Origin of the sequence: Streptomyces sp. NPDC001270 (assembly GCF_042896695.1) — a bacterium.
Lineage (GTDB): Bacteria > Actinomycetota > Actinomycetes > Streptomycetales > Streptomycetaceae > Streptomyces.
Genome location: NZ_JBIAXM010000036.1, coordinates 1 through 19,246 on the forward strand (window position 1 = coordinate 1; position 19,246 = coordinate 19,246).

A 19,246-nucleotide genomic window follows, 5' to 3' on the forward strand; every position below is an offset into this window, starting at 1 on the left:
CCGAACACGATGCGCCTACGCCTCTATCATCTTCCGGCCCGCCTGGCGCGCCACGCTCGCCGTCGCATCCTGCGCATCGAGCGGACCTGGCCCTGGGCGGCGGCGTTCACCACCAGCTGGAACAGACTCGCTCAGCTTCCGGCCCCCACCTGACGGCCGGCTCACGCCCTGACGAGGACCAGGAAGGAGGAGAACGCGCAGTCCCCGGGCCCGTGGAACCCGGCGCACCCCGCGGCGTCACGCGACGGCCCGTCCTCCAACGGCAGAGGACATTACGGGCGAACAGCTGCACCAATCAACGGCCGAAACCCACTGACGAATCGAGGCTAACCCCACACCGACCAGGCAGAACAACCCTGACCAGCACAAACACACCGGGCCCTTTTCACGCTACCGAAACCTACAACGAGCCCCGGCCCCACTCAGCACAAACGGCACAACCCCAGCTCACACAGCCTGGCCTCCCCACTCGAACCACTCACCCGGCCTCTCAACAAACCCGCGACACACCAGGTCAACCGCCACCCCATACACCAACAAACCCACCACCGAGCGTCACGGTTTACAGTCCCGACGCACCAGGTGTGAATATTTTTTCCCTGCGGGCCATCCGGCGCGACAGCTTCGCTTCCCGATTTCCCCGTCATCGTGACATCGAACGCGAAACGGGCCACCCATGCCCGTCGGTGGGTTGTGCATGGATCCCTTCTTGCCCGCGCCAAACACTTGCATACGAGTGCCCGGGGGGATAGATTTTCGCCAACTCATGCTCGACCGAACGGAGTTGCCGGACACTCGAAAGTTACAACGATTTCCCTCGAATCTCGATGTGCAATCGTCTCCGGAGCTCTTTGAGGGACCGCCCCGTCGAGTTGCATTGAGGTCACAGTTCTACTGCTGGCCGCAAATTGATGGGATCGTCCCTTCCTCCCTTATCTGCCCTGCTTGTCGCTGGGCAGATAAGAGGCGCATCGCCCTCTGCCCGACTCGCAGGGAGGGGACCTGTGCACAACCTGCCGACACGTCCGGACAGGTTTTTGGTCGTCACGAAAAGGGCATGCACCGAATGTTCACAGTCCGAAGCGATGCATCATCGGTTAATTTCAGACAATTGAAACCAGAACCTCTACAAGTGCATGGAGTTGGATATGGCCGCCACATACGAGCAGTTGGTCACTGTGCTCACCACCAGGCTGGGTATCGCACGAGAGGAGACCAGCCCTCAGTCCACTTTCGAGGACCTGGAAATGGATTCACTCGCGCTGGTAGAGCTGATAGACATCCTTGACGCGGAGTTCGGGACATCTCTGGAGGAGGGCAGCGTCAACAAGAACTCCACACTCGCTGAGGTGGCCTCCGTACTTGAGGCACACGGAGAAAACCACCGGTGAATCGCGCTATCGCCGTAACGGGCATCGGACTGATCACTCCGGCCGGCATCGGAGTGGAGGAGAACTGGGAACGAATCTGTGAAGGCAGAGGGCTCGCAGCGAAGGACCCTGAACTCGTCGGTGCAGCCGCTGATATCTCGTGCAGGGTGCCGACTTTTGACGCTGCAGAGGTGGTGGGGGCTCGCGAGGTCTGGCGGACGGACCGATTCGTTCAGCTGGCTCTGGTCGCAGCCAAGGAGGCTGTCGCCGATGCCGGTCTGGATCCCGGAAGGTGGGATGGCAGCCGCGTTGGCATCGTGGTCGGATCTGCCGCAGGCGGCGTATCCACTCTTGAAACCCAGCATGAACGTTTCTTGAGTCAGGGCAGCAAGGGGGTCTCTGCTCTCTTTCATCCCATGGCGCTGGTCAATATGGTTTCAGGGCGCATGGCCATCGAGTACGGGGCAACAGGGCCCAACCTGGTGACAGCGACGGCGTGCGCCTCGGGCGCCACGGCCATCGGCGTGGCCAGGGACCTCCTGCTCTCCGGTGCGTGCGATGTAGTTCTTGCCGGCGGTACAGAAGCGGCGGTGACTCCCACCTTTGTCACGGGCTTCGCACGTATGGGGGCCCTTTACAGCGGAACGTTGCCGCCGGAACAGGCATCCCGTCCCTTCGATGCGAACCGCAGCGGCTTCGTGATCGGGGAGGGTGCGGGAATCCTCGTGCTCGAACGTGTCACTGACGCACATGCGCGAGGCGCCCACGTTTGGGCCCGACTGCTTGGCTACGGTGCCACCTGCGACGCGCATCATGCCACCTCTCCTCATCCCACAGGCCAAGGAATCGAGGATGCGATGCGACTCGCGTGCCGGGACGCCGGGGTTCCGCCGCAGGACGTACAGCATGTGAACGCCCACGGAACTTCCACTCGGCTCAACGATGCGACCGAAGCAAGTGCCATCGCCCTCCTCGGCTCACAACGAGTCGCTGTCACATCGACAAAAGGAGTCACGGGCCATACCCTCGGCGCCGCCGGTGCCGTCGAAGCCGCCTACACCGCGCTGAGCCTCGCTCGCCAGACGATCCCACCGACGGCAAACCTCGACCAACTGGATTCCGAGGTTCGGCTTGACATCGTTTCTGAGAGCCCGCGCGCAGTAGCCCTGGACCACGCCCTGAGTAATTCTTCAGGGTTCGGCGGACACAATGTCAGCCTCTTGTTCGGTGCCTGACGGTCATTCTCTCTGCATAGCATGCACACGAGTTGCCAATCGTGAAGGTGTTACCGCCATGGAAAAAACTCCTCAGCATCAACAACCGGTCTTGCCTGAGAAGGCAGAGCACAACGAACTCATCGATCTCGTATTCGATGGCGACTTCGAGGAAATCCACGCCCCGATTCGCGAGGCCGTGACGGACGGGCTTTTTTCCCGGCGCGAAGGCCTGACGATGACCGAGCAGGGCCGACTCGCCTATGAGCGCACACGCTTGATTCATGAGCACGCGGGTGCGGCCGAGGGCATCATCGCAGACCCAAGAAGGCTATTCGCGGTCAGTGAATGGCCCGCACTGATGGACACCACTGCGCTGCCACTGTTGACCGTACACTACAACCTGTGCTTGGCCACCATTCTTCAGCACGGCCAAGACCGCGATGATCTCAATGACTACATCAAAGAGCTCTCGACCATGAGCACGGTGGGGATGTTCATGGTCACGGAACTCGGATGGGGCAACAACGCAGCCGCCTTGCAGACCCAGGCCGTGTACGACCATGCCACGGATGAGTTCATTATCAACACGCCAAACCCACAAGCCCAGAAGTTCATGCCCTTCAGCGGCATTCAGGACGTGCCGAAGCTGGCTGTGGTCATGGCTCGGCTGATCGTCCAAGGCGCCGACTGCGGAGTCTTTCCCTTCGTGGTCCGGATCGTCGATGAGAACGGTTTGCTTCCTGGAGTACGGGCCACCCCTCTACCGGAGAAGCCCGGTTTCGCGTTGGACAACGGAGTCACCTGGTTCGACCATGTCCGCGTGCCCCGGCGCAACTTTCTGGGGGGAACTATGGGTCACATCACCCAGCGAGGCGAGTTCGTCAGCGAAATCCGCAGTCGTCGTCGCCGCTTCTTCACCTCTCTGGAACGAGTGCACGCCGGCCGGCTCTGTCTCTCCAGTGCGTTGGTCTCCGCGGGACGCGCGAGCACGTACATAGCGGTGCGGTACAGCCTGCGTCGCCACACCAGCGCCCCCGCACAGCAGGACGTACCACTTCTGGCTTACCGCAGTCAGCAGACCGCACTGTTCCGCGCATTGGCTGACGTCTACGCGATGACCTTCCTGATCAATCACGTCAAACGGGAGTACCTGCACTCCAGCGGCAGCAATGACACGAAACAGCTCATCGCGATCGCCAAGGCGGTAACCAGTTGGACCATGACGGATGTTCTCACGACGTGCCGTGAACGCATGGGCGCCCAGGGCATGTTCTCTGCCAACCGCATTGCGGACTACATCTCCATGGCACAGGGCGTTGTCACGGCTGAGGGCGACAATCTACCTCTGCTCGCAAAGGTCGGCAGCGAACTGCTCGCGAACCCGGAGGTACATCCCAAGCCCTCTCCGCACAGTCGCAGCCTCACCGACCCGCTGTACCATTTGGAACTGCTGTGCTACCGGCAAGGTGTGGTAGGTCAGGACACCACTCGCTCCATGCGTCAGGAAATACGCCGGGGAAGCTCTGTCTTCGCCGCATGGAACCACCACATCAACACCGCCATCGACCTGGCTCACAGCCGCGGGGCCGTACACGCGGTGCAAGCCTTTTCGGAGGCAGTGGCCGGCACCCACTCTCTCCGAGCCAAGCGCGCGCTGCGTCTGCTCGCGTCGATCTACGCCCTGGGACTGACCAGCCGGCATGCCACGTGGTACGTAACCCATGGCGTACTGACCCCGTCCCAGGCCAACCGTATTCCTCGCCTGATCGAAACGCTGTGCGCTCGGGTCCTGGCTGACGCGGAGTTCCTGATCGGCGGCTTCGCACTGACGGATGACTTCCTCGGTGCCCCCGCCCTCTCCTCTGACCTGTCAGCGTTCTGCGCCCAGCCCCACGATCGCACTTCTCCTGCGGCCGCATCCGCTGCAAAGGAGTGGAGCACACCATGACGACATATCCTCAAGCTCCTGCCCCGCCCTTCAGCTTCAACCGGGTCCACCGTATGGGGTCGACCTCTTTGCGACGGCTGGTGACCGTGAGCCCGGGCATGTGCGGTCCCACGAAAGCACTTGTCGCATGCATCGGCGACTGGACGTGGGAAGCGGTGAGTAACGCCTGCGGACTGGACGTCTTCAATGCCCGCGACGGGCAAGGACGGCCCGCCTATCTCTCCTTCTATTACTACCGAATTACCTCCGGCGCGGGCCTCCACCCCAAACAGCTCACCTTTGGTGACCGTTTGGAAGTTCAGTCCCAGGTTTTTGACGCAGGCCGTCGAGGTGTCCTTACTCTGCACCGGCTGCGGCGGACAGCCGACTTTGAGGACAACGACAGCACCGACCCGTTCGACCTGGGCGAAGCCTACACACGGCACCGAGACGACTGTATATACGTAGAGAACCTCAACCTATGGGTTTCTCGCGGCGGATCCGACACGAATGTGGGCCTTGTGCACTCCCCGCCGGTCGGATTCGACCATGCCGTCCTCCCCAAGCTTCCCGAGGCCCACTCACCACGCTCCCTGTGCAGTCAGGCCCGTAGCCGGAACGCCTTTCCCGACCCGCTCAGGGACGCCTGGCCGAGTTCCGGGCCTGAATACGTCGTCGAACGTGCCGTCGACATCACCCACGATGTCAACGGCGCGGGACTGCTCCACTTTGCTTCTTTCTTCGCCATCGCCGAACAGGCCCAGCTCGGTCAATGGCTCTCGCTCGGCCGGTCCGGCCGCTCCTTCCTCAATCGCGTCATCCATGACGCCCGGATCTGCTACTTCGGCAACGCCGACCCGGACACGACGCTCCGCTTGCGGATGCGGACCGTCCATCACCCGGACGACCCGGCGGAGGAAAGAACAAACTTCGTGATCGATGACATCTCCACCGATCGCACCATCGCTGTCGCAGCCTTCCGTCACAGCTCGTGACTCGCACGCGGATCACAAGTTTGCTTCCTGCGCGGCCCGGGTCTGCGCGTGAAGTGATCTTGTCTGGTTTCAGCTTGACTCTGTCGGGGATCTTGGTGGCTCCCGGTGCGGCAGCATGATCAGCGGGCATGCTCGGGGCTGTTTCGAAGGCCGATGCAGTTGTCGAGGTGTCCGTTGTCGCTCCGCCCGCGTTCCGGTGAGCAAGTCCCTTCTCTGACTGCGCAGATCGCGCGGGCGAGCAATCCCGGACGGTACGGCGGCGATGTGGGTGAGAGACCGGCTGGACGGGCTGTGGCCCGACGAGGACTTCGCCGACTGGTACCCGCGTGACGGGCGCCCCGGCCTCTCACCCGCCCAACTGGCCACCATCTCGGTTCTGCAGTTCCTGCTCGGACTGTCCGACCGGCAGGCCGCCGAGGCGGTGCGCTGCCGCATCGACTTCACATACGCGCTGGCTATGGAGCTGAACGATCCCGGCTTCTACCACAGCGTGTTGGCCGACTTCCGCGGGCGCCTCCCCCAGGACGACCGCGCCGACCGTCTCCTCGACCTCGCACTCGCCCGCCTGAAGGAGGCCGGACTCGTACGCGAGCGCACCACGCAGCGCACCGACTCCACCCACGTCCTGGCCGCGGTACGCGACCTGACCCGGCTGGAACTGGTCACCGAGGCCGTCCGTGCCGCGCTGGAAGAAGTCGCCCGCACAGCCGGACACATGCTGGTCGGCCTGGTCGACGAGGACCGGGGGCGCCGATACGGCCGTCCGGTCCACCTGGGCAAGAACCCCACCCGGCCCAAGACCAGGGCCCTCGCCGCCGGCGACGACGCCTGCCGCCTGCTGGAACGCCTCCACCGGCACGAACCGGGCTACCGGCCCGGCCCGCAGGCCGAGGCCCTGCGGCAGATCGTCGTGCAGACCTACTACCGCGCCGCAACAGGCCGGCTGCGCTGGCGCACCGCCGACGACAGTGACGGTGGGCTACCGCCCTCCTCGTCGGCGGTCGTCTCCCCTTACGACACCACGGCGCGCTACGTCCGCCACGGCACATCATCCGCTGGAAGGGATTCGCCGCGCATGTCACCGAGACATGTGCCTCCGACTGCGTCAGCGTGATCACGGGCGTGGCCACCAAAACACTCCGAGCCGGCCGATCACGCGCTCGGACGCTCTCGTGGCGGGCTGAGACGAAGGTCCACTTGGCCGCAGCCTGCCGATCAGATTGGCCACCGTCTGCGGCCTGGCCGGCGAGGCGGCCGTCCGCCGGCCTTCGATCATGACGTCTACAAGCAGCGGAACATCGTCGAACGCTGCATCAACCGCTTCAAACAGTGGCGCGGCCTGCCCGTGCGAACCGACAGACTCGCCATCGTTTACCAGGCCGCACTCCACCTCGCCGCCATCCTCATGTGGGCCCGACGCCGACCAAAGAGACAGAACCTAGTCCTGTCAGCCCCGGGCCCGACAAGTCGGTTGCGCGAGCGCTTCAGGAAGGCAGTTCAGAGGCCATGTCGTCACCAGACATCGCTCGGGGTAGGGAGCCCAGCCCTTGGCAAGTAACGTATTACTGTATTACGGTTGAGGTTGCCGACCGAAGGAGCACACATGACTACCGTTCAGGATGCACAGCACTACATCGACGACATGACGCGCAAGCGGGGCTACGTCCTCGACTACCACAAGGTGATGGCCAAGCAGGATTTCAACGTACTGCAGGCCGCCAACGGTCTCGTCAGTGCCGCATACCTCGACCAGCGGGCGCTGGACCGTAGGACGAAGGAGCTCATCTTCATCGTCAGTCTCACGGTGATGCGCGCCTCGAAGGGACACATCCAGAGTCACATCCAGGTCGCGCTCGACCTGGGGGTCACTGCGCAGGAGATCCTTGAGGCGATCGAGATCAGCCTGCCCGAGGCCGGCATCGTGGCCTTCCAGACCGGCTTCGATGCCTGGCGTGAGGTCGTCGGTGCTGACGGCCTGGAGCCGACCGTGGAAGCTTTCCAGGGGGGTTCGGGCGCTGACGCCTGACGTTCGACCGACCGGCGGCTCCCCGCGTGGGGGTGATGGGCTTTACCCATATCCGTTCCGCCCACGAACCGGGCAGGGTCACCTTCGCCATGTCGTCGCTTGCCCGGCACCGAAAACAACCACGCCGACGTTGTCCTTACAACAGCGATCGCGCGCATGCCCCTATTGACGGCCGAGTCAGCAGAGGGCCCGGGGCGGCCACGTATTCCAGGCCGCCCAAGGCTCGCTCATGCAGCCATACGAGCAGATCCAGGGGCCCCAGAAGGGCCAGATCAGCCCGACAGAGAAAGTACGACAGTCATGACGAACACGGTTACCTTCATCGGCTTGGGCACGATGGGCCAACCCATGGTCCGCAACCTCGCGCGATCTGTGCCGGTGGCGGTCTACGATGCCAACCCCGATGCGATCGACGCGGCCGCCCGGAGCGACGGTGTGACACCCTTGGCGAGTCCTTTCGACGGGGCCGGCGCCGACGTCGTGATCCTCATGCTGCCCAACAGCACGGTCGTCCAACGTGTGCTCGGCGACCTGGGAGACCCCGAAAGCTTCGCCAGCCGCTTGCATCCGGGAGCACTCGTCGTCGACATGGGCTCGTCGGCGCCCCGGGCCACCCAGGAGGTGGCCAAGCAACTCCGGGAACGCGAAGTAGGAATGGTCGACGCACCGGTCTCCGGTGGTCCGCGCAAGGCGGCGACAGCCGAGCTGACAATCATGGTCGGTGGGCCGGTAGAAGACTACGAGCGTGCCCTTCCGCTACTGCGCACGATGGGCACGTCGGTGACGCACGTCGGCTCCGCCGGGTCCGCGCACGCGCTGAAGGCGCTCAACAACCTGTTGTCAGCCATCGGCCTGGTCGGGGCGCTTGAGGTGCTCACTGTGGGAACCAAGTTCGGCCTGGATCCTCGGACCATGCTCGACGTCATCAACCGGTCCACCGGTCGCAACCAGTCGACCGAGGTCAAGATCGGGCCGGAGGTGCTGGACGGACGGTTCCGGGTCGGGTTCTCGCTCCCGCTGACCGTCAAGGACATCACCACCGCCCTAGACTTGTCGTCGTCAGTGGGCCTGTCGCCGGAGGTCTCGCAGGCCTGTGTCCGGTTCTGCCAGGCGGCGCTCGCCGGCCTCGATGAGGAGAACCCGGATCAGTCCGAGATCGCCCGCTACATGGCAGAGATGACCGGTGTCGACCTGACCCAGTGACCGCGCCGCCGTTATCGAGGTGACATCGGCCTCCGCCGGCCTCCCCGATAATGGCGGCGCTGCCGTGACCCTCTCCCACGGAAGCAATTTATTACTGTAATATGGTCTTCCGCGAATAAAAGGAGGCAACCGTGACGGGGCAACGAGTACGGCGTGTGGCTGCGCCACTGCGGTCCCAGGTGCTCGAACTGCTCCGTCAGGACATCCTGGCAGCGGAGTTCAAACCTGGGGAGCGGCTGGTCGAGGCCCGGATGTGCGCGCGATACGAGGTCTCCCGGACGGTTATCCGTGAGGTCTTGCGGCAGTTGGAGTCCGAAGGGCTTGTGACCACGGTGCCCAACCGTGGTCCGGTCGTCACCGAGCTGACGGCCTTCGACGCCAAGGCCCTCTACGAAGTGCGAGGCGCGCTGGAGGGCTTGGCCGGGGCCCTGTTCGCCGAGCGGGCCACCGCCGAGCAGCGGGAACAGCTGGGCGAGGTGGTTCGGCGGTTCTCACACTCCTACTCCGGGGCTGACCTGACCGAGCGAGTGACGATGAAGGACGAGTTCTACGACATCCTCATCGCCGGGGCAGGGAATCCGATCATCGATTCAACCCTGCGTGGCATCCATGCCCGCGTGCAGATGTTGCGCGGGCTGTCCATGCAGGCCGAGGGGCGCGGGCCGGAAACCGTCCGGGAACTGGCTGCCATCCACGAGGCCGCGGCCGTGCGCGGTCATGCCGCCGCCGCTCGTGAGGCGTGCGAGGTTCACGTCCGCAATGCCGCGGCGACCGCACTCCGCGAACTTGCCGCGCGGCAGCGCGAGAGCCAGGAACCCAACGCCAGCTAAGACCGTGTCCTACGTGGTGAGGCGGACGAGGCGTCTCTAGCAGCACGGGGCGGCGGCCAAGCCAAGAAAGGCCAGGTAGTTGCGAGGGTTCCTCTCGTAGCGAGGGCTCAGGCACCGGTATCCAGACAGCCAGGAACATGGTGCGCTCGATCACCCACCTGCGGCGGCCGAGTCGTTCGCTGGATTCGACTCCTTTGCGGGCGATGTGCACCCCGATGTGCTTCCCCCCATAGCCATCTCCGCAGATGAGGGACGTCGTAAGCCTTGTCCGCGTGGAGCCGCTGGGGCTTGCAGTACCGGCCGCGGGAGGGGTCGTGCTGCGTTTGGTGGCCCTCGGCCATGGGCTTCAGTCCCTCACTGTCGTGGACGTTGACGGTCGAGACACCGACGAGGAGGGGCAGTCCGTTCGCGTCCGACAAGATGTGCATCTTGGCGCCCGGCTTGCCCCGGTCCACGGGGCTCGGACCTGTGTGTTCGCCCCCGTGACCGTTTTCGCGGCCCCGCAATGGGGTTCCCGGTCTCCGGGTCCGGCATGGCTTGTGCCCCTTGCCGATCATGGTCGAAAAAGTGGTGTCACCGGGCCGGGAGGCATTGGCAAGACCGCTGATCAGGGGCATCACCGCTCGCGTCCGCCCTGGGTAGGGGCATGCCTTCGTAACGTGGATGCCGGCACGCTGATGCCGCAGGCGAGACCGGGGAAACGGCTACTGGGGAGTAGCATGAACCGCGAAGGCAAGATCGACGTCTATTTCGGTCTGGATGTCGGCAAGGGCGAACATCGCGGCACCACGCTGACTCCGGCAGGCAAGAAAGTGCTCGACAAGCCACTGCCCAACAGTGAACCGAAGCTGCGTGAGCTGTTCGAGAAACTGCAGACCAGGCACGGCACCGTGCTGGTCGTGGTGGATCAGCCGGCTTCGATCGGTGCTCTCCCGCTGGCCGTGGCCCGCGATGTGGGTTGCCGTGTCGCCTATCTGCCGGGGCTGACGATGCGGCGGATCGCCGACCTTTATCCCGGTGAGTCGAAGACTGACGCCCGCGACGCGGCGATCATTGCTGACGCCGCCCGCACCATGCCACACACCCTCCGCGACCTGGCGTCGGACGACAAAACCGTCGCCGAGCTGAACATGCTCGCAGGCTTCGACGACGACCTGGCCAGTGAGGTATCCCGCATCAAGAACCGGCTGCGCGGGCTGCTGACCCGGATCCATCCCTCGCTCGAACGGGTCCTGGGCCCTCGCCTGGACCACCCAGCGGTCCTGTTCCTTCCTGAACGTCCCGGCTCACCAGCCCAGTTGAGGAAGGCCGGCAAACGACGGCTGATATCCACGCTGCGCCCCAAAGCGCCGCGCATGGCCGAACGACTCGTCGCGGACATCTTTGACGCACTCGATGAGCAGACTGTCGTCGTTCCAGGCACGGACGCCGCCGCACTGATCGTCCCGAGCCTTGCCGCTTCGCTTAGCGCAGTGCTTGACCAGCGCAGAGTTCCTGCCACTCGGATCGAGGAGCTCCTGGAGGCCCACCCTCTTGCCGGGGTCCTGACCTCCATGCCCGGCAACGGGGTCAGGACCGCAGCCCGCGTCCTCATCGACATCGGTGACGGCAGCAGTTTCGCCACCGCGGGCCACCTTGCCGCCTACGCCGGCTTGGCACCCGCCACCCGAAGGTCCGGCTCTTCCATCCGAGGCGAGCACCCCTCCCGCCGAGGCAACAAACAGCTCAAACGGGCCTTCTACCTCGCGGCGTCCGCCTCGCTGTCCCAGCCCGACTCCCGCGCCTACGACGCGGGTGACATCGACGAGGCCGACGTCGTCCAGGCGATGCAGCACGGCCTGGTCCAGGCGATGCAGCACAGCCTGGTCCAGGCGGCCCCAGACACCGGCTCTGGACCAGATCAGGAACCGACGGTGAGCGGTCGGCTTGGATCGGCGGCAGCGCCAGCCAGGCACAGCCACTGACCAGCACGTAGCTGATCGCCGCGAACAGCGTCTCATCAGGTGTGTCCTGCGTACCGCCGCCCTGCGGACGCGCCCTCGACGGAGGGATCAACGAGTCCGCGATCTCCCACAGCCCGTCCGGAACAATCCAACTCCACGTACTCCGCCCCGTGGTGGGGCCAACGACCGCCTCACCACGGAGGACACGGTCTAAGCCGAGCCCGCCCCACCCCGCCATCTGCGCAATGTGCAAGGGCGCGGCAACCCGGGCCTGACAATTGCGGTGTCAGCCGCTCGATCGTTTCTTCGCATCCGGAGGCCAACTCCGCGTGTGCTTCCTCAGCTCTCGAACGTCTTGCCCATCAGTCGCGCTCGGACGGTCTCGGACTGGGCGACGTCGGCGATCGTGAGCGCCATGGCCAGACCCGCGTCGTGCACGAACCGGTCGCCTTCAGGGCCTGCGGCGGCCTCGGCGAAGGCGGCGGTGTGGTTGCCCGCTTCGGGCGGGAGGCCGCCGAAGGAGAGCATGGGGTGAAGCGCCGGAATGCGCAGCGAGACATTGCCCATGTCGGTCGAGCCGAACATCTTGTCCGGATAGTCGGGGAAGGTCCGGCCGATGGCCTCCGCATGCTGCTCGAACAGCGGGGCCAGGTCCGGGTCGTGCCGGAATTCGCGGTAGATGGAGGGCAGTGAGGTGTACTCGATGCTGGTGCCGGTGGCGATGGCGCCGGCGTCGAAGCAGCGTTGGACCCGTTCCCACACCTCATCGACCTCGGCGAGGGTGTCACAGCGGATCATGCAGTCGACGACTGCCCGATCGGGGATGACGTTGACGGCCCCCCCGGCTTCCTTGACCACGTGATGCACCCTGATGCCGTCACGCAGCTGCTGTCGCAGGAGACCGATGGCGGTTTGAGCGACAACGGTCGCGTCGGCGGCATTCAGCGAACTCCAGGGGCGCGAGGCGTGTCCGCCAATGCCTGTGTAGGTGACGCTCCAGGATCGTGAGGCGCGCAAGTGCGGAATGACGACGTCTTTCAGCTGGGGGTGGACCATGATGGCGGCGTGGGTGTCGTCGAAGACGCCGCGGTTGACCATGATTTCCTTGCCGGTCCCCTTCTCCTCGGCGGGAGTGCCGAAGACGCGCACGGTGAGCCCGAGTTCGTCGGCGTAGGGGGCCAGTGCGAGGGCGGCGCCGACTGCGGCCGCAGCGATGGCGTTGTGGCCGCAGCCATGGCCGATGCCGGGGAGTGCATCCATTTCCGCGCAGAGACCGAACGCCAGATCACCAGATCCTGCCGACGCCACGAACGCCGTCGGAAGGTCGGCCACCCCTCGCTCCACCGTGAACTGCCCGCTGTCCGTGAGTGTCGCGATGATCGACGCCGACGTTTCGTACTCCTCGAAGGCCAGTTCGGGGTTGGCACTGATCCGGTGGGAGAGCTCAAGGGCGGAGTTCAGGTTCCTCTCGAACTCGCGCTCGATGCGTTCGTTGATGTCGGTCATCGCGGCAGGTCCTGTCCACTGAGTACATGGTCGGCGATCTGGGCGTGCGTGGCGAACCAGACTCCCTCGTGCGAGGCGATGTGCTCGAGAAGCTCGGTGAGAATCGTGATGCGGGAGCGGTGCCCGATGACGTGGGGGTGCATCGTGAGCTGGAGGATGCCGCCCTCGGCGTAGGCGACATCGAACTCGTCGCGCCAGATCGTCAGCACCCCACGTGGTGGTGTGTAGGGCCGAAGAGTGGTGAAGCGATCCATGTTGAAGTAGGGCATGTCGTCGCGGATCCATTCGGGGGGCAGTTCGACGATGCCCGTTGGTTCGCCATCAGCGACGATTTCGTAGCAGTCGTCGTCAGCCATCAGCGACGAGTCGTATCTCAGCCCCAGCTCGCGGATGATCCGCAGAGACTGGGAAGAGAAGTCCCACGACGGGGTACGGATGCCGACCGGGCGTGTTCCGGTGAGGCGTTCGAGGGTGTCGGCGGCCCGGAAGGTCAGGTCGCGTTCGGCCCTGGGAGGCAGGTCGGTATTACGTTCGTGGATCCAGCCGTGGAGAGCGACCTCGTGTCCTGCGTCCACATAGGACTTCGCTTCGCCCTCGTGCAGCAGTGCGGACACAGCGGGCATGAAGAACGTCGACGGTGCGTCGAAGCGTTCGAGGAGTTTCAGGATCCGTGGCACGCCGACGCGAGCGCCGTACTCACCCTGCGACAGCTTGCCCGGCAGTACCTCGCCGTCGCGCAGCGGGATCGTCTCGTGGTCGGGATCGAACGACAATGCCACAGCGACTTTCGCGCCACCGGGCCAGGACTCCGGTCGCAGCGGCCGTCCAGCACGCACACGCTCGACGTGCCCGCGCCAGGCCGACTCGTCCCACTGCCATGGCTGTTGCTCGGTCATACGTACTCCAGTGTGGTGCGGGTGCCCAGCCGGAATGAGTACCCAGGCGGGTTCGAGAGATTTGGCCGTCGGCTGCGGCGACCGGAGCCTGATTCGTCGTCCTAGTCGGACATCACGCCGGCCAGCAGCTTGGCCGTGCCTTCGGGCGACTCGACAGGGAAGTGGTGGCTTCCCAGGTCGACGGGCACGATGCGGATGCGGTCGCCGTAACGGTCGATGGCTTCCTGCGTGAGGATCGCACGCACCGCGAACAGCGTGATCGGCTGCTTGACCTCGCTCAGTGCGGCGTCCATGTCCCAGTGCACCAGACCTTCGATGGCATGCAGGCCGGCGGGCTGCCGTACAGCGACCATCTTTTCGAAGTAGGTGTCCTTGAGGGCTTCGTCGGTCCCGGCGGGTGAACCTCCCTCGACCAGGCCCCGCACCCCTCCGGCGAAGTCCTCGCGGAACATGTGCTTCATCGCCTCGGCCTGTTCCTCGCTCTGCGCCGGGAACAGGCCCAGGTAGTGCAGCGCATCGAGGGCGACCACGTGCGAGACCACGTCGGGGAGTATCCGGCCGACTTCGACGGCCACCGCTCCGCCGAGGGAGTGCCCGGCCACGACGCAGGTGTCCACCGACTCGGCTTCCAGCACAGCCGCGATGTCGCGGGCGAACTCCTCGATGGTCCAGACGTCTCGCGTGGACCGGGACTGGCCGTGTTCGGCGAGGTCGACCGCGAGGACGCGATAGTGCTCGGGGAGGAAGCCGGTTATCGCGTCGAAGTCGGTACGGTTGCAGCCCCAGCCGTGGACGAGAACCAAGGTCGGCCCGTCGGCCGTACCGCTGATCGTGTACCGGATCGTCGTGTCGTTCGAACGCTGAACCTCACGGTTCACAGAAGTCCTGTTCGCAATCGTCATCCCCATTTCCTTTCGTGTTTCCAGGTAACGGTTCTGGTCTTACAATGCGCGGTGGTATTGGTTCGGCCAGGCCGCTGTGTCGCCGGGCCGGTCGTGCAGGACGAGGTAGGGATCGCGAAGCAAAGCGCGCCCCATCAGCACCGCGTCCGCCTGGCCACCGGCCACGACCTCTCCGGCCAGCGACAGGTCGCCGATCTGTCCGACCGGGGCGACCGCGAGTCCTGATGCCTCCTTGAGCGTGTTTGCGAACTCGACATTGACCCCGTCTTGCACCGGCGGGCGCGCCTCCAGGTCCCGCACCAGCACGCCGGACGTGACGTCGAGGAGATCGATGCCCCCGGCCGCCAGTTCCTTGGCGAACGTCGCCGCCTCATGGAGGGAGATACCGCCCTCCAACCAGTCCGTGGCGGTGACGCGGGCAAAAACGGGCTTCTCCGCCGGGAAGGCTTCACGGACGGCCCGTGCCACCCGCAGCGGAAGGCGCATCCGGTTCTGCAGGCTCCCGCCATACTCGTCCGTCCGGCGGTTGGACAGGGGGGACAGGAACTGGTGCAAGATGTATCCGTGCGCGGCGTGAATCTCGACGACCTGGTACCCCGCCAGGTGGGACATCCGGGCCGCCTGGGCGAATGCCTCGACGACCTCGTCGATGTCGTCGTGGTCGGCTTCCCGCGGAACGCTCAAGTCACCGAACGGGATCACTGAGGGCGCGATCGTCTCCCAGCCGCCGTCGGCCACGCGCACAGGGCCGTTCTGTCCCTCGCCCACCCAGGGAAGCTGGTGTGACCCCTTCCTGCCCGCGGCCAGCAACTGGATCGCGGGAACCGTGCCACGCTCGGTTATGAACGAGGTCAGACGCCGGTGCGCGGCGGCCTGCTCCTCATTCCAGATCCCGAGATCTGCCGAGGTGGTCCGGTGCAGCGGCCCCACGGCGTTGCTCTCGACCATGATCAGGCCCACCCCGCCGACTGCGCGTGCACCGTAATGCACGAGATGCCAGTCGGTCGGCTTCCCATCGGGTCCCGCGGAATACTGGGCCATGGGGGACATCCACACGCGGTTGGCGACCGTGACTTCCCGAAGCTTCAGCGGGCTCATCTCCAGTCCTGTGAACGCTTTACTGGACACAGCTGAACTCACTTTCCACAAGCTTGCATGACCAGGTGCACATATTCTCGAGCAATCGAGAATACCGTAATACGGTACTCCAGTCTATGGTGAGGGGCAGCGCCGGGGCGATGCGGCTCAGGTCGGTGTCACGGAGACAGTGAAGGCCGAAGTCGCAGGTGCCGATGTGGTGTTGAGGAGCCGGCTTGGTCGGTGGTGCCGGTGGACTGCCAGCGCATCCTCATGGCGCTCGCGGTCCATGTCCGGCAGACGCAGCTCGACATCGGCGTCCTGCTCGGGGTGAAGGCCGATCCCGGATATCGGGCCACGGACGTCCCCCTCACCCCCAGCATGCTGTTCGCCCTCTACACCGACGGGCTGACCGGCCCCGGCAACGAGTGGGCGCAGCAAGGAGTGCTACTCACTCACCTTGTCACCGGGGCTGCCTCTGTGCTGAGGGCCATCTTCCCTGTTCCAAGGCCGTATTGATCTGCCGCCCAAGTTCTCGTGCGACGACGTCCACGGCGGGCGGTATCCGCCCCGATCGCGGGGTGGCGAGCACGATCGATCTGCGGACGTCGGGCTCGCACAGCGGTGCGGCGCTGAGTGTGCCGTTCGCGACGTCTTCGGCGATGCCCATCCACGGCAGGACGGTCCAGCCGTGCCCGGCCAGGACGAGCTGTTTCTGCACCCGCATGGAGTTGGTCTGCACAACGACCTCCATGGAGGCGCGGGCATGCGCCACGGCGGCATCGATGAGGGCACGCAGGGCATGGCCGGACGCGGGCATGACGAGCGGATGGGCTGCCGCCTCGGCGAAGGGCACGGGACGGTCGGCCCGCAGCCCGGCAGATGGCGGAGCAACTGCCCACAGGTGCTCCCACAGCAGCGGACGGGCGTTGAGTGACGGGGTGCTCTCCAGGTTGTACAGCAAGCTCAGGTCCAGGTCACCGTCGTCGAGCCACTGCTGAAGATGCCCGGAGTATGCGGTCATCAAGCGCAGTTCGATGCCGGGGTGGTCCCGGGCGAAAGCCGAGACGAGGGGCTCGGCCAGCAGATCGCTCGTGCTCTCCAGCAGACCGACGGTGACGATCCCGGATACCGCGCCGAAGGTGGGCAGGACCTCGGCCCGAGCCCGCTCCAGCTCGTTCAGGGCTCGTCGGGCCCGGCCCACCATGATCACGCCTGCCTCGGTCGGCCGCATGCCCTGCCGGGTCCGCTCGAAGAGTGCAACGTCGAGTTCCTGCTCCAGCATGCGGATCTGCCGGGTCACGGCCGGCTGCACCAGGTGCAGCAGCTCCGCGGCCCGGGTGACGCTGCCCACCTCGGCGACCGTGACGAGCGCTTTGAGCTGTTTGACGTCCACGGTTCTCCCCATCACCATCCGCACCCGGTATGGGCTTATCAAGAATTGCTATTTCACTCAGGAGATCATCAGTGTTCATGATGTTACTAGAGCCAGTGGGGCCGTTCCTGGAGGTCAGTGCATGCATAAGTACCTCGAAGCTCTGCCCCTATCCGGCATCACCGTCGTCAGCATTGAGCAGGCAGTGGCGGCCCCGGTCGCCACCCTCCGCGATGAGCTGCACGTGTTCACCGAGCCACGCACCCGCGCCCGTGCCGTGGGCATCTGGGCAGGCGTGGCCAGTCTGGGGCTGACGGCCGGTCCGGTGGTCGGCGGAACGCTGCTCAGCATCACCACCTGGCGCGCCGCCTTCGCGCTCACCGTACTGCTCGGTCTGATGACCTTTCGCCGTGCAGAACACATTCCGGCAGATCGGCAGCACACTCGGCGTCGCTGTACTCGGAACCATCGTCCGCGGCAACAGCTCAGGATTCACCGCCGGCCCACAAGAAGGTATGACCGCCATCGGTGCCTTTCTCGCCGTGTGCGCACTCATCTCCTTCCTGCTCATCCTCGACTCGCCAGGCCGCGCACACGCAGAGCCTGAGCCCCCGCCGGCACAAGGCATACCGAACGCAGTACACCCGCTGCTGCACCGCGTACTCAAGCCTCGGCTGGGCAGATCACCATCGACCGCCTCCCGGGAGATGGCGCGCAACGGTGGCAGGGACCGCTACTGGGCCGCGTCCGCAGACGCGGCAGCCTACGAACGCGGGCGCCGCCCCAAACTGGCCAAGCTCGCTCAACGGCCTGCCCTGCGCGCGCTGGTGGAGGCCAAGCTGGCACTGTGTTGGCCGCTTGAGCAAGGAGCAGCTTGACCACTGGCGGACAACGCCGCCGAGCTGAGCAACCCGGATCTCGCCCAAGCCTCCGAGGCCGACGGCCCGTCAGGGCTGTCCACCGCGCTCCAGCGGGATCTTCTCGCCGGCCTCGATCGCCACGCGCAGCCGATTCTCAGCCGGGGGCAGCGGACAGGTCGCCAGATCTGTGTAGGCGCACGGCAGGTTCCCGGCGCGATTGAAGTCGAGGACCACCCGGTCGTCGGCGTCCGGGGGCGCGATCTGCAGGGACCGGTTCGCGGCGTACGTCGTCACGCCCGAGGTCTGGTCGGTGAACAGCACCATCAAGCTGCCGGGAGTCTTGCCGTTGAACGTAGTAAGCCGGTGCACCGCGCCGTCCAACTCGAATTCGACCTGGCCGGGCGAGTCGTAGACGTGCTCCAGACCCTCCACCGCAGCACCGACCGTCACCGGCCGCGGTTCGTCGTAGGGCAGGAAGCGGCCCTCACGTACCCAGCTCAGATCCGGAGCGTAAGCGGGGGTGTACGTGAAGGCCAAACGCAGTGCGTTGCCGGGGTGGCGGGGGCGAAGGATGTCGTGGCCGCCGCGCTTGGCGACCTCGATCACGGCGTCGCCGGCGCCGATGTACAGACTGTCCCGCTCGGCGATCACCCCGAAGTCGTACCGGCCGCGTACCACCGCGCTGTCGACGGTCAGCTCTTCACCCTCGGCGAGCTCGACCACCACGCCCTCAGCGCTGCTCGACCATGCGCCGGGCGCGTCCTCGAAGCGGGCCGGACCCTCGCTCAGCCAGTGCAGGCTCGCGATTGCGAGGAATCCGTGGGGGCCAGCGAGTACCTCCTCTTTCTGCCGGTGCCACTGCTCCCATGCTTCAGTGAAGGTCTGCCGTTCGAGGTCCTGGACAGTCATGCGCACTCCCTGCTGACAAGGCTTGGGGCTGGGCCATGTTTCTGCGGCAACCGCGACGACCTCACAGGTCATTCCCTGTCCCGGCCGCCCGACATTACCGTAAGACTATAATACGGAAGCCTAGATCGCGGTGTGCCTGTGCAACCCGTCCCTCGGTCCTGCGGCACGTGCCGGGCGTCCACGGCCATGGACGTCTCACTCAGCCCGCGC

The 19,246-nt window shown here is 65.3% G+C and carries 16 protein-coding genes and 4 pseudogenes; 12 read left to right on the forward strand and 8 right to left on the reverse strand.

What is annotated here, in order from left to right; all coding sequences use genetic code 11:
- Positions 1 to 1,148 precede the first annotated feature (1,148 nt).
- From ACFY2B_RS38110 to ACFY2B_RS38150, 9 genes and pseudogenes are all read left to right on the forward strand, one after another.
- Positions 1,149 to 1,391 carry an acyl carrier protein gene (locus ACFY2B_RS38110; RefSeq protein WP_390767638.1) on the forward strand — a complete coding sequence of 81 codons (243 nt, stop codon included), beginning with the start codon at positions 1,149 to 1,151 and terminating at the stop codon, positions 1,389 to 1,391.
- On the forward strand, positions 1,388 to 2,605 hold the full coding sequence (locus ACFY2B_RS38115) for a beta-ketoacyl-[acyl-carrier-protein] synthase family protein (RefSeq protein ID WP_390767639.1): 1,218 nt from the start codon (positions 1,388 to 1,390) through the stop codon (positions 2,603 to 2,605). The genes ACFY2B_RS38110 and ACFY2B_RS38115 overlap by 4 nt, the downstream gene beginning before the upstream one ends.
- A 58-nt stretch (positions 2,606 to 2,663) precedes the next feature.
- Complete coding sequence (locus ACFY2B_RS38120; protein WP_390767640.1) at positions 2,664 to 4,535, forward strand: acyl-CoA dehydrogenase; 1,872 nt, start codon at positions 2,664 to 2,666, stop codon at positions 4,533 to 4,535.
- Complete coding sequence (locus ACFY2B_RS38125) at positions 4,532 to 5,509, forward strand: LnmK family bifunctional acyltransferase/decarboxylase (protein WP_390767641.1); 978 nt, start codon at positions 4,532 to 4,534, stop codon at positions 5,507 to 5,509. The genes ACFY2B_RS38120 and ACFY2B_RS38125 overlap by 4 nt, the downstream gene beginning before the upstream one ends.
- 262 nt (positions 5,510 to 5,771) lie before the next feature.
- Positions 5,772 to 6,623 carry a transposase gene (locus tag ACFY2B_RS38130; protein WP_390767642.1) on the forward strand — a complete coding sequence of 284 codons (852 nt, stop codon included), beginning with the start codon at positions 5,772 to 5,774 and terminating at the stop codon, positions 6,621 to 6,623.
- Positions 6,624 to 6,680: 57 nt separating this feature from the next.
- Positions 6,681 to 6,932 (forward strand): annotated as a pseudogene (locus tag ACFY2B_RS38135) (IS5/IS1182 family transposase); the annotation flags it as partial.
- Positions 6,933 to 7,112: 180 nt separating this feature from the next.
- Entirely contained in the window at positions 7,113 to 7,535 is a 423-nt protein-coding gene (locus ACFY2B_RS38140; protein WP_390767643.1) for a carboxymuconolactone decarboxylase family protein, read from the forward strand.
- A gap of 300 nt (positions 7,536 to 7,835) precedes the next feature.
- Positions 7,836 to 8,738 carry an NAD(P)-dependent oxidoreductase gene (locus ACFY2B_RS38145; RefSeq protein ID WP_390767644.1) on the forward strand — a complete coding sequence of 301 codons (903 nt, stop codon included), beginning with the start codon at positions 7,836 to 7,838 and terminating at the stop codon, positions 8,736 to 8,738.
- A gap of 179 nt (positions 8,739 to 8,917) precedes the next feature.
- Positions 8,918 to 9,568 carry a GntR family transcriptional regulator gene (locus ACFY2B_RS38150; RefSeq protein ID WP_390767645.1) on the forward strand — a complete coding sequence of 217 codons (651 nt, stop codon included), beginning with the start codon at positions 8,918 to 8,920 and terminating at the stop codon, positions 9,566 to 9,568.
- A 36-nt stretch (positions 9,569 to 9,604) separates the two neighbouring features.
- Here the strand turns inward: ACFY2B_RS38150 and ACFY2B_RS38155 are convergent.
- Positions 9,605 to 10,050: pseudogene (locus ACFY2B_RS38155) on the reverse strand (IS5 family transposase); the annotation flags it as partial.
- Positions 10,051 to 10,287: 237 nt separating this feature from the next.
- Between ACFY2B_RS38155 and ACFY2B_RS38160 the strand changes: the two are divergent.
- A pseudogene (locus ACFY2B_RS38160) lies at positions 10,288 to 11,355 on the forward strand (IS110 family transposase); the annotation flags it as partial.
- Here the strand turns inward: ACFY2B_RS38160 and ACFY2B_RS38165 are convergent.
- From ACFY2B_RS38165 to ACFY2B_RS38190, 6 genes are all read right to left on the reverse strand, one after another.
- The gene (locus ACFY2B_RS38165; RefSeq protein ID WP_390767703.1) at positions 11,294 to 11,749 is read right to left on the reverse strand and encodes a transposase; all 456 of its coding nucleotides are present in this window, start codon (positions 11,747 to 11,749) and stop codon (positions 11,294 to 11,296) included. The pseudogene ACFY2B_RS38160 and the gene ACFY2B_RS38165 sit on opposite strands and share 62 nt — an antisense overlap.
- 101 nt (positions 11,750 to 11,850) lie before the next feature.
- Entirely contained in the window at positions 11,851 to 13,017 is a 1,167-nt protein-coding gene (locus ACFY2B_RS38170) for a M20 family metallopeptidase (protein ID WP_390767646.1), read from the reverse strand.
- The gene (locus ACFY2B_RS38175) at positions 13,014 to 13,913 is read right to left on the reverse strand and encodes a polysaccharide deacetylase (protein ID WP_390767647.1); all 900 of its coding nucleotides are present in this window, start codon (positions 13,911 to 13,913) and stop codon (positions 13,014 to 13,016) included. Before ACFY2B_RS38175 ends, ACFY2B_RS38170 begins: the two co-directional genes overlap by 4 nt.
- Before the next feature lie 101 nt (positions 13,914 to 14,014).
- Positions 14,015 to 14,815, reverse strand: a complete 801-nt coding sequence (locus ACFY2B_RS38180) for an alpha/beta fold hydrolase (RefSeq protein ID WP_390767648.1) — start codon at positions 14,813 to 14,815, stop codon at positions 14,015 to 14,017.
- A gap of 39 nt (positions 14,816 to 14,854) precedes the next feature.
- A complete protein-coding gene (locus ACFY2B_RS38185) occupies positions 14,855 to 15,913 on the reverse strand; it encodes an NADH:flavin oxidoreductase/NADH oxidase (protein WP_390767649.1) in 1,059 nt (352 codons plus the stop codon).
- A gap of 442 nt (positions 15,914 to 16,355) precedes the next feature.
- Positions 16,356 to 17,288, reverse strand: a complete 933-nt coding sequence (locus ACFY2B_RS38190) for a LysR family transcriptional regulator (protein ID WP_390767650.1) — start codon at positions 17,286 to 17,288, stop codon at positions 16,356 to 16,358.
- A gap of 121 nt (positions 17,289 to 17,409) precedes the next feature.
- Here ACFY2B_RS38190 and ACFY2B_RS38195 point away from each other — a divergent pair.
- Both ACFY2B_RS38195 and ACFY2B_RS38200 read left to right on the forward strand, forming a co-directional pair.
- Positions 17,410 to 17,658: pseudogene (locus ACFY2B_RS38195) on the forward strand (MFS transporter); the annotation flags it as partial.
- Positions 17,659 to 17,677: 19 nt separating this feature from the next.
- Positions 17,678 to 18,145, forward strand: coding sequence for a hypothetical protein (locus tag ACFY2B_RS38200; RefSeq protein ID WP_390767706.1), 468 nt, complete (start codon positions 17,678 to 17,680; stop codon positions 18,143 to 18,145).
- 69 nt (positions 18,146 to 18,214) lie between these two features.
- On the opposite strand, the gene ACFY2B_RS38205 is transcribed toward ACFY2B_RS38200, so the two are convergent.
- Positions 18,215 to 19,036: a DUF1684 domain-containing protein gene (locus ACFY2B_RS38205; RefSeq protein ID WP_390767651.1), complete on the reverse strand. Its 822-nt coding sequence runs from the start codon at positions 19,034 to 19,036 to the stop codon at positions 18,215 to 18,217.
- Between the last annotated feature and the right edge of the window lie 210 nt (positions 19,037 to 19,246).

Excerpts from the sequence above, each read along its gene's own strand:
- ACFY2B_RS38205 (WP_390767651.1), bottom strand. The coding sequence starts at position 19,036 with ATGACTGTCCAGGACCTCGAACGGCAGACCTTCACTGAAGCATGGGAG.
- ACFY2B_RS38145 (WP_390767644.1), top strand. The coding sequence starts at position 7,836 with ATGACGAACACGGTTACCTTCATCGGCTTGGGCACGATGGGCCAACCC.
- ACFY2B_RS38170 (WP_390767646.1), bottom strand. The coding sequence starts at position 13,017 with ATGACCGACATCAACGAACGCATCGAGCGCGAGTTCGAGAGGAACCTG.
- ACFY2B_RS38125 (WP_390767641.1), top strand. The coding sequence starts at position 4,532 with ATGACGACATATCCTCAAGCTCCTGCCCCGCCCTTCAGCTTCAACCGG.
- ACFY2B_RS38165 (WP_390767703.1), bottom strand. The coding sequence starts at position 11,749 with ATGGCGGGGTGGGGCGGGCTCGGCTTAGACCGTGTCCTCCGTGGTGAG.
- ACFY2B_RS38120 (WP_390767640.1), top strand. The coding sequence starts at position 2,664 with ATGGAAAAAACTCCTCAGCATCAACAACCGGTCTTGCCTGAGAAGGCA.
- ACFY2B_RS38110 (WP_390767638.1), top strand. The coding sequence starts at position 1,149 with ATGGCCGCCACATACGAGCAGTTGGTCACTGTGCTCACCACCAGGCTG.
- ACFY2B_RS38130 (WP_390767642.1), top strand. The coding sequence starts at position 5,772 with ATGTGGGTGAGAGACCGGCTGGACGGGCTGTGGCCCGACGAGGACTTC.
- ACFY2B_RS38175 (WP_390767647.1), bottom strand. The coding sequence starts at position 13,913 with ATGACCGAGCAACAGCCATGGCAGTGGGACGAGTCGGCCTGGCGCGGG.
- ACFY2B_RS38185 (WP_390767649.1), bottom strand. The coding sequence starts at position 15,913 with ATGAGCCCGCTGAAGCTTCGGGAAGTCACGGTCGCCAACCGCGTGTGG.
- ACFY2B_RS38140 (WP_390767643.1), top strand. The coding sequence starts at position 7,113 with ATGACTACCGTTCAGGATGCACAGCACTACATCGACGACATGACGCGC.
- ACFY2B_RS38180 (WP_390767648.1), bottom strand. The coding sequence starts at position 14,815 with ATGACGATTGCGAACAGGACTTCTGTGAACCGTGAGGTTCAGCGTTCG.